Source organism: Butyrivibrio sp. VCB2006, assembly GCF_000420945.1.
Taxonomy (GTDB): Bacteria; Bacillota; Clostridia; order Lachnospirales; family Lachnospiraceae; genus Butyrivibrio.
On record NZ_ATVX01000011.1, the window covers coordinates 110,851 to 118,789 of the forward strand.

Sequence of the window (7,939 nt, forward strand, 5' to 3'; positions counted from 1 at the left end):
TCAGTGCTGGCCAAAAAACATTTCATTTGTTTTACACCTTTATTATCGACTATAATTCTAAAAACTTTAGCCCTAAAATTATAAATTAAATATAAAAAAATATTTTTCCTATTCTTCTTCTCTAAACCTTCTTTCAAATTCCTCCACAGACTTCATAAATTCATCTCCGGCGCTTAGGAGTTCATCTGCTCTAACTTTGGCAAGCCTTCTTTGTTCCTCGTAATATGGTCTATCTTCATAATATCTTTTAATTACTGTTACATAATCATCATAATCGGCGGCCCAGAAGTCTTTTCCCACATTTCCAGCCACATCTCCAAAGGAATCGGTAACTACCGGAATTCCCTTTGCCATTGCTTCTACTGCGCTTGTTCCGCCTCCCTTTCTGTGGGGATTAACATACAGATTACATAAATCATAGATACTTAGTAAGTCCTCAATATATCCCATAGGCAGAATGTGGTCCTTGAGATTCTGAATTTCATCTTTTATCTCATAGTCTCCAATCAGCATAATCTTGGCACTTGGTATCTGGGCTACTACTTTTCTAAACATCTCCCAAAAAGAGTTATCAAGTTCTGTATCAAGCCTTGCTCCAACTGTTGTCAGTAAAAAACAATCCTTTGGAATTCCAAATTCCTGTCTTGTTCTTGTACTCTTTTGCTCCATCAAAGAAAATCCAAATACTGTTTCTATTGTTTGGTGCTCTTCAAGCCCAAGTATTTCAAGCTGCCGATAAAAGACTTCATCTTTATTTGGAGAACAGGCCTGGTACCCTGCTCCACTGACAACAAGCTCCGATATCGTCATTGGAACAGAGAAAACAGGTATCATTTTGGAAAGAAGTCCTTCAAATATGGTTCCCTCTGCAATAGATATGACAAAATACGGTTTCATTCCTTTCACTGCATTTATAAGTTGTGTTATGGTACCGATATTTGGCATGTTGTTTTCACACTGGAAGAATGGGATCTTAGTCCCTTTCCACTCCAGATACTCTTTTTCCAAGTATTCATCAACATAGCTGGCCATTACCCTCTCACAATACTGCATTGTAGAGGCATTGCCCAGTAAGTCAGCCGTGTTAATCAAAAGCACCTTGTAGCCTGCATCCATAAGCATCTTACATCTATCGAGCGTAGCTTTTGTAGGCCCATGCAATGGCTCAATCACCTGACTGGAAATAACCAGAACCATTTTCCTGTCTCGCTCACAAAGTGGGATTTTTATAAGATCATCTTTTAAAAGCTCTGCATATTTTTCCAGGCACCACTTATATAGACGATTCTTTAGTATCAGCACCTCTTCCCCATCCATCTGATGAAAGCGGAAGGAAAGGCTTATAGCCTGCTGAAAAACAAAAAATATATTATCTGCCCCGATATAATCTCTGTATGTGTAGGCGCTTTTTAACATGGAAACAAGATAATCCCGATTTTTATCAAGATAAATTGCAACCGAGTATAAAAAAATACATAGCTCACCCTTGGCTTTTTCAGCCAGATCAGCTACAGTTTTTGCCAGTTCTTTTCTCCCATTGTCATCAAGTCCGTCAGCACTTCCAATTATCCTGTCTACCATGGCACTTATCGGCCTCGTGACATTATAAGGGTTTAAAAAGATTTCCATATCCAGGTTATTTAGTTCATCATTACCCATGACTATTTGTCTCCATAACAAATACGAAATGTTAAAAAGGCGGCGGCTTTATAGCCACCGCCCTTGTGCTTATGGATTTTTATCGCTTTATCTGCTTTATCTACTGAGTTTATATTACTGGAGGAGTGAAAGAACACCCTGGTTAGTCTGGTTGGCCTGTGCCAGCATTGACTGACCTGCCTGAGCAAGGATGTTGTTGTTAGAATATCTAACCATCTCCTCTGCCATATCTGTATCACGGATCTGGGATTCAGCTGCCTGAGTATTCTCAACTACGTTGTCGAGGTTCTTGATTGTGTGCTCAAGTCTGTTCTGAATAGCACCGAGGTCAGATCTCTGTTTTGAAATAGAGATAAGAGCCTGCTTGATGTTCTCGATGGAGTGCTTAGCCTGTGAGTGAGACATTACACTGATCTGGTCTTTGTCGCCATCAACACCGACACCATTATCACTACTCTTAAATACTGCACCAACGCCGATACTTGTTGCAGAAAGTTTTACGATACAGATTTCAATCTGGTTTCTGCTATCTGTTTCTGAACCTACCTGAAGCTCTTTTGCTGTGAATGTTCCGTCAAGAAGATGCTGGTTGTTGAATTCTGTTGATCCGGCTGTTCTTGTGATCTCATCGGAAAGCTGTGTGATTTCCTGCTGGATATAAGAACGATCCTGTGTTGTAAGTGTATCATTGGCAGCCTTAACAGCAAGCTCGTTCATACGCTGTAACATGTCATGAACTTCGTTGAGCGCACCTTCAGCAGTCTGTACTACTGAGATACCATCCTGAGCGTTTGCAGAAGCCTGTGTAAGACCTCTTACCTGTCTTCTCATTTTTTCGGAAATAGCAAGACCAGCAGCGTCATCAGCCGCTCTATTGATTCTATAACCAGAAGAAAGTTTCTCTGAAGATTTAGCCTGGACATCAGTTGTGATACCGAGCTGTCTGTTAGAGTTCATCGCAGTAATGTTGTGTTGTACTACCATATTCAATTCCTCCATGACCGGGGCCCGCTTCCCTGCTGCCTTTCCATCTTATTTTTATTGTGCAGACCTTATGCGGAGTCCCTTCCATGGCTGCTTTGTTTTTCTTTTCACTAATAGTATCGGCACTTAATCTGATAACTTAACCCTTTTTGAAACTTTTTTTTATATTTTTTCTACAATTTGAAATTTTTTTTAAAAATTTTGCCTTTTGCTATTAAGTTTTTGGACTAACTAGCCGATAGGCGAATTTTACTGGCCTGGGGAAGAAAAATATATGGAACTAATTGTTTACACAAAAAAGACACTTCCAATTCTTTTTTGGAAGTGTCTTCTGTAATTATTCTTAGTGTTTGTTGTCAAGAAACTGTGGCGGAACATCCTTAAAGTTGTTCATTGTCTGGTAGTAATTAAAGGCCGCCGCCGAAGATCTCTTGCTCTCGTTCATCTTCTGTCTTGCTGCTGAGAAAAATTCCTCCGCAAGACGTTTGTTTCTATGTTCGCTTGCTTCTATGGAAGCGCTTTTGCCAGTTATTTCTTTTATCAGGTCCTGCATTCTTTTTATGTTATCTTTATACAGTTCCCGGTTTCCATTAACTTCCTCTTTTACCCTGTCAAAAAGAGATTGAAATCCGTCGTCCAAGAGTTCTAACTGATCAATGAGCTCCATTTTTCTGTCGACGGTTTGCTCAAATTCAGGTTCTCTCGCTTCATCCATACTTGAGAGCACCTCTCTTTGCTTCTCATTTTCCTCTTCAATCTTAGTCATGATATCGATCTTTTTTATCAGACTGTCTTCTAACATGTCCAGGCTGGATGTTAACATTTTTCCCCTCATACTTTCCAATGCTATATGCAATGCATTCTGCTAAGCCACTGTTCATGCATCCTTAACGTATACGTGATTGGCTTTCATAACTTCGATCCAGTTATCTCTGATTGCGTGCATGTGCTTGTTGACCTCGGCAATGATTTCTCTATCCTTACCAATGTTGGCCTCAACAAGTCTTCTCGCAATATAAGAATACATGTTTTCGAAATCCTGTGCAACAGCGTACTTCATATCGAGGGTATTGCGAAGATATTCAATTATTCTCTCGACCTTAATTATATTCTCGTGAGCTTTCTGAACATCTTTTTTCTCAATTGCAAAGTCAGCAATATTGAGGAATTTAATAGCTCCGTCATAGAGCATCAATGTGAGCTCCGGACCTGAAGCTGACATAACCTTGTTGTTCTTGTACTGTGCATAAGCATTCTGTTGTGCAGTCATTACTGGCATAATTTACGCTCCTTCGTGTTATCTTTTTTCTTGTAATTCCGTTATAGGATTATGCAATTACTGCATGCTTGCCGTTATCAGCTGCCTCCTCCAAAGAAGCTGGATAATGATCCGCTTGTGCTGTTAACTTTGGAAAGGGCTGTCTCCATCTTGGAGAACTGTTTATAATACTTATCCTGAGCAGCTTCATATGCTTCCTGGGCCTTGGAAATCTTGGTGTTATAGGCACTGTACTGAGAAGCCATAAGCTTGTCTTCATAGATGGTAAAAGAGCTACTGTACTGAGTACCTTTCATAAGATCTGACAACTTGCTGTAAACATTCTTGGCAAGTGTTGAGAAAAATTCCTGTACCATCTGTGGATCTGAAGAAATAAAGCCGCTAAGAAGATCTGTATTACCACTGGATGTTGTATCATCCTTGTCACCATCGATGTGAAGCACATCTCTCTCATCTTCGTCTGTAGTGAAGTAGCTTCCTGTGGAAATTCCGAAAGCTGCAAGAGAGAGGCTCTTCTTGGAACCATCCTTGAGAGTTACTTCTATAGAAGAGTTCATCATATCTCTCATGGCACTTCTGATTGTTCCAATTGTTTCGTCCTTCGAAAGGAGTCCATCTTTGATCTTATCTTCCCAGGCCTCAACTTCCTTGTCGCTCATGGCGTCTTTTTCATCGTCAGTGAGCATCTTATATTTCTTGGCTGCATCTGCATTGTAGAGCTTAGCGAACTCTTTCATGAGGTCGTTGTACTCTTTTATCATGTTCTTAATATTGTCGTAGATGCCGCTTGTATCCTGCTTGGTTGTAAGTGTAATGTTCTCAGCTACTTCATTGGCTGTGATCGTAAGTCCGTTGATCTCGAAAGTATTGGACTTGGATGTGTAGGTCTCACCGTTAAGAACGATGGTAGCGTCAGAACCTTCAATATAGTTTGATCCGTCAGCTTTTTTGCTAAATCCAAGAGCTGCCATGGTATCATTTTCAACTATATCGAAGGATGCATCTGCACCGGCTTCCTTGGAAGAAACATAGAATCTTGCGTTCTTCTCATCATAGTTGAAGTTAAGTGATGTGCCGGATTCAGTCTTGGCACTACGGAGTTTTGAAAGAACCTCTTCAATCTTATCTCCGGCAGCTACATCAACAGAGATAACCTCGCGTGTATCTTCTTCGCCGTCTTCCGGAGCTTTTCCAATCTTGAAGCTTAGTGTTCCGCTTGTGATACCAAGCTCTTCCATTGTGGTTTCGTTTGTAGCCTTTGTATTGGAACCAGCCAGCTTAACCTCCTGTCCTGTGAGGTATGCAGACTTGGCAAGATTCTTAATGCTGAGAGTCTGAGTTGCATCCATGGCTCCATCGCCGGTTACAACTGATGCTGCGTTAGCATTTGATACTGTAGTTGTTTTCTTGGTATAGGCTGTTGAAAATCTCATGTTACTGAGTGCGCCATTATAAAAAGAAACAACCTTCTTATTTAATTCTTTCCACTTGTCCTGTTTCCAGGAGAGCTTTTTCTGGTCGCTTACAGCGGTATCCCATTTGCTCTTCTTGGTACTGGTAAGAGCGGTTATGATGCTCTCAGTATCCAGTCCTGAATTCATTCCTGTTATTCTGATAGGCATAGGCTTTCTCCTTTCTCAATCCGTGAGTATGTTACATTGACGTCCGTGTCGTTATAGGCCACAATGCTGGTTGCAGCCTCTGATCAACCCTTGATCATCTCTTCTCGTCTACCATGATTCCAGCAATTTCCCAAACCTTGGCGATCATATCCAAAGTTTCATCCGGTGGGAATTCCTTGATGACTTTCTTGGTTTCCTTATCCACCATCTTGATGGTTACGCGGTTTGTCTTATCATGTATTCCAAAAACAGCTTCTGCGCTGGACTTGGCATTCTTGGTCATCTCAGTGATTGCCTGTTTAACCTTGGCATTATCAGCCTGGATCTGCTCCTCAGTCTCTGCAAGCTTCGTCTGGCTCTGGCTATACGCCTGTGCTCCACTCTGAGAATCACTATTAGAGCCTGCTGAATTATCAGTAGCCTCAACTCTGAGTTCAATATTCTGAGTACCACCATTAGCCTCAGCATATGCTATTTCAGACTGAGACTGGCTTTGCTCCTGTACTTGTGTCCTTACCTGTGGCTGCGTCTGCTGAATAAGCGGACTAAAGCCGTTAATTGCTTCGATTCCCATAATCCTATACCTCCATGTCAGAATCAGGAAAAATCCTTATTTATACGTTGCTAGCGTTTTGTTGTATTTAGATCTATGTAATGAAGACTGGAAGCTATGCGATCTGCGGCATTTTCTCAATGGTCTGTGGCCGCAAATTTGTGCATAAAAATCGTGCAGTCTTTCTTATCACATATATCGGATGTAGGGCTGTAATGTTTATAGATTAGATTAGTGAAATTGTAAGATTTTATAGAAATTTAAGAATTATTCCAAGCTCAGTACCCTAGGCAGGAGCTTCGTATAGGCAAAGTTCTCCAAAACTTTCTTTTGCCCGTTAAGCGCAATTGTCTCTCGCTCGTCTTCATGCTCAAGATAATAAGCAGCCTTCTCGATCATATCCTCAGGAGTGTAGGCAATAACAAGGTCCTGCCCGTCTACGAAGTACTCCGCAATCTCCTCCTGATAATTGGTCAAAAGAAATCCACCTGCCGCAAGAATGTCTACAACTCGCAGAGGTACTCCTGAAAGAATTGAACGCAGAGTGATATTGAGATTGATCTTACTGCGATGAAAGACCTTGGGCATCTTGGTTGTGTAATCAGCCACGCCCATGTTGCAGACTCCGGGTATATCCCTGGCTCCCGGCGTAGTATAAAGAACTGTCTCAAAGCGTTTACCCATCTGCTCTAAGATATGATGACGCTCATTCACAGTCACTTTTTTCCTGAGAATATCACGGATAACGTTGTCATAGTTTATCTCATATTTGCCTGTTTCTTCAAATTTGATATACTCACGAAGCTGTCTTACATGGTCATCAGAGAATATCGCATCCTCTGTAAAAAAGTCTGCTCCAAACACCCGCTCCTGGGCTGCGATAACAGCATCAACATATCCCTTAAGGTAGGGTGGAAGGTAGTTTACCTGATCATAGAAATTGTATTCATTATCATAGAGACTTCCAAGGAAGCACACATCGTGCTGATATACTATTTTGCCGCCGGTCTCAGCATCAAGGTCATGGCATAGCGAAGACAACCTCTCAGCATTAACTGCGAGTGGTGAATATTTAAAGGACTGCCTACTATTACCCTGAGTATTGGATGATATAGTAGCATCAATATCTGTTTCAGCGATATTTTTGGAACACATCATGTTGTAAAGACGCTTATCAAAAAGATATATGTGATTAACATCATTACTTGTGGTGTGAGAATCTAAGGTGTAATGCGGACAGTCGAATACCCAAGAAATATAGGGCATGCCGTACTTCTGGCACACTTCAGAAATGTTAGGAAAGTAATCGAAACTATAGACGCAGTCGTAGAGGTTTATCTTCTCAGCAAACGCCTTTTCAAACTCCGGTGTCAGGTCATAGCCCTCCATCTTAACCTTGATGGTATCTACCTGATGGCCCAGTCTTACCATGGCATCTCTGCAATCTTTTCCATTAAATTCATCCCAGTCATAATATAGAATTCGCATTTTAACTCCACTGTCTATTGTGTTCGTTTTTACATCTATATTATTACATAAAGCCGATACACATGCTAGTGTACCGGCTCTATCTTCGCATCAACTATTTAATTATCTGAGCTATCACGCCTGCTTACGTTGAAGTTCCTGAATATCAGCAGAATTCTTCTGAATTGCCCGCTTCATAACTTCTATATCAGTTATAGCAGCATCAAATTTTTCTGTAGAATCCATATAACGCTTTGATGTGCCTAAGTAGCATGACTCAATCGTATTGACTCTTGGAATAACTGTGTTCTCCAATTGATCAACTTTGATTACCTTAACATCTGTCTCGACTTTGTCTAATCTTGGTATCACATT

General features: G+C 40.9%; 8 protein-coding genes. All 8 read right to left on the reverse strand.

Annotation, left to right across the window (positions count from 1 at the left end):
- Positions 1 to 108: 108 nt before the first annotated feature.
- Entirely contained in the window at positions 109 to 1,659 is a 1,551-nt protein-coding gene (locus G613_RS0111795; protein WP_029232836.1) for a glycosyltransferase family 4 protein, read from the reverse strand.
- A 114-nt stretch (positions 1,660 to 1,773) separates the two neighbouring features.
- On the reverse strand, positions 1,774 to 2,643 hold the full coding sequence (locus G613_RS0111800; protein ID WP_029232837.1) for a flagellin N-terminal helical domain-containing protein: 870 nt from the start codon (positions 2,641 to 2,643) through the stop codon (positions 1,774 to 1,776).
- A gap of 343 nt (positions 2,644 to 2,986) precedes the next feature.
- Positions 2,987 to 3,466 carry a hypothetical protein gene (locus G613_RS0111805; RefSeq protein ID WP_029232838.1) on the reverse strand — a complete coding sequence of 160 codons (480 nt, stop codon included), beginning with the start codon at positions 3,464 to 3,466 and terminating at the stop codon, positions 2,987 to 2,989.
- A 54-nt stretch (positions 3,467 to 3,520) separates the two neighbouring features.
- Positions 3,521 to 3,922, reverse strand: coding sequence for a flagellar export chaperone FliS (gene fliS / locus G613_RS0111810; RefSeq protein WP_330361459.1), 402 nt, complete (start codon positions 3,920 to 3,922; stop codon positions 3,521 to 3,523).
- Positions 3,923 to 3,999: 77 nt separating this feature from the next.
- The gene (gene fliD, locus G613_RS0111815) at positions 4,000 to 5,544 is read right to left on the reverse strand and encodes a flagellar filament capping protein FliD (protein ID WP_029232840.1); all 1,545 of its coding nucleotides are present in this window, start codon (positions 5,542 to 5,544) and stop codon (positions 4,000 to 4,002) included.
- 94 nt (positions 5,545 to 5,638) lie between these two features.
- The gene (locus tag G613_RS0111820; RefSeq protein ID WP_029232841.1) at positions 5,639 to 6,118 is read right to left on the reverse strand and encodes a flagellar protein FlaG; all 480 of its coding nucleotides are present in this window, start codon (positions 6,116 to 6,118) and stop codon (positions 5,639 to 5,641) included.
- Between the two features lie 246 nt (positions 6,119 to 6,364).
- Positions 6,365 to 7,585 carry a glycosyltransferase family protein gene (locus tag G613_RS0111825; RefSeq protein WP_029232842.1) on the reverse strand — a complete coding sequence of 407 codons (1,221 nt, stop codon included), beginning with the start codon at positions 7,583 to 7,585 and terminating at the stop codon, positions 6,365 to 6,367.
- Positions 7,586 to 7,699: 114 nt separating this feature from the next.
- On the reverse strand, positions 7,700 to 7,939 hold a 240-nt coding region (locus G613_RS19680; RefSeq protein WP_029232843.1), incomplete at its 5' end, for a hypothetical protein.

Bases quoted from the DNA above. Each gene is read 5' to 3' on its own strand.
- fliD (WP_029232840.1), bottom strand. From the start codon at position 5,544: ATGCCTATCAGAATAACAGGAATGAATTCAGGACTGGATACTGAGAGC.
- G613_RS0111805 (WP_029232838.1), bottom strand. From the start codon at position 3,466: ATGTTAACATCCAGCCTGGACATGTTAGAAGACAGTCTGATAAAAAAG.
- G613_RS0111820 (WP_029232841.1), bottom strand. From the start codon at position 6,118: ATGGGAATCGAAGCAATTAACGGCTTTAGTCCGCTTATTCAGCAGACG.
- G613_RS0111795 (WP_029232836.1), bottom strand. From the start codon at position 1,659: ATGGGTAATGATGAACTAAATAACCTGGATATGGAAATCTTTTTAAAC.
- fliS (WP_330361459.1), bottom strand. From the start codon at position 3,922: ATGCCAGTAATGACTGCACAACAGAATGCTTATGCACAGTACAAGAAC.
- G613_RS0111800 (WP_029232837.1), bottom strand. From the start codon at position 2,643: ATGGTAGTACAACACAACATTACTGCGATGAACTCTAACAGACAGCTC.
- G613_RS0111825 (WP_029232842.1), bottom strand. From the start codon at position 7,585: ATGCGAATTCTATATTATGACTGGGATGAATTTAATGGAAAAGATTGC.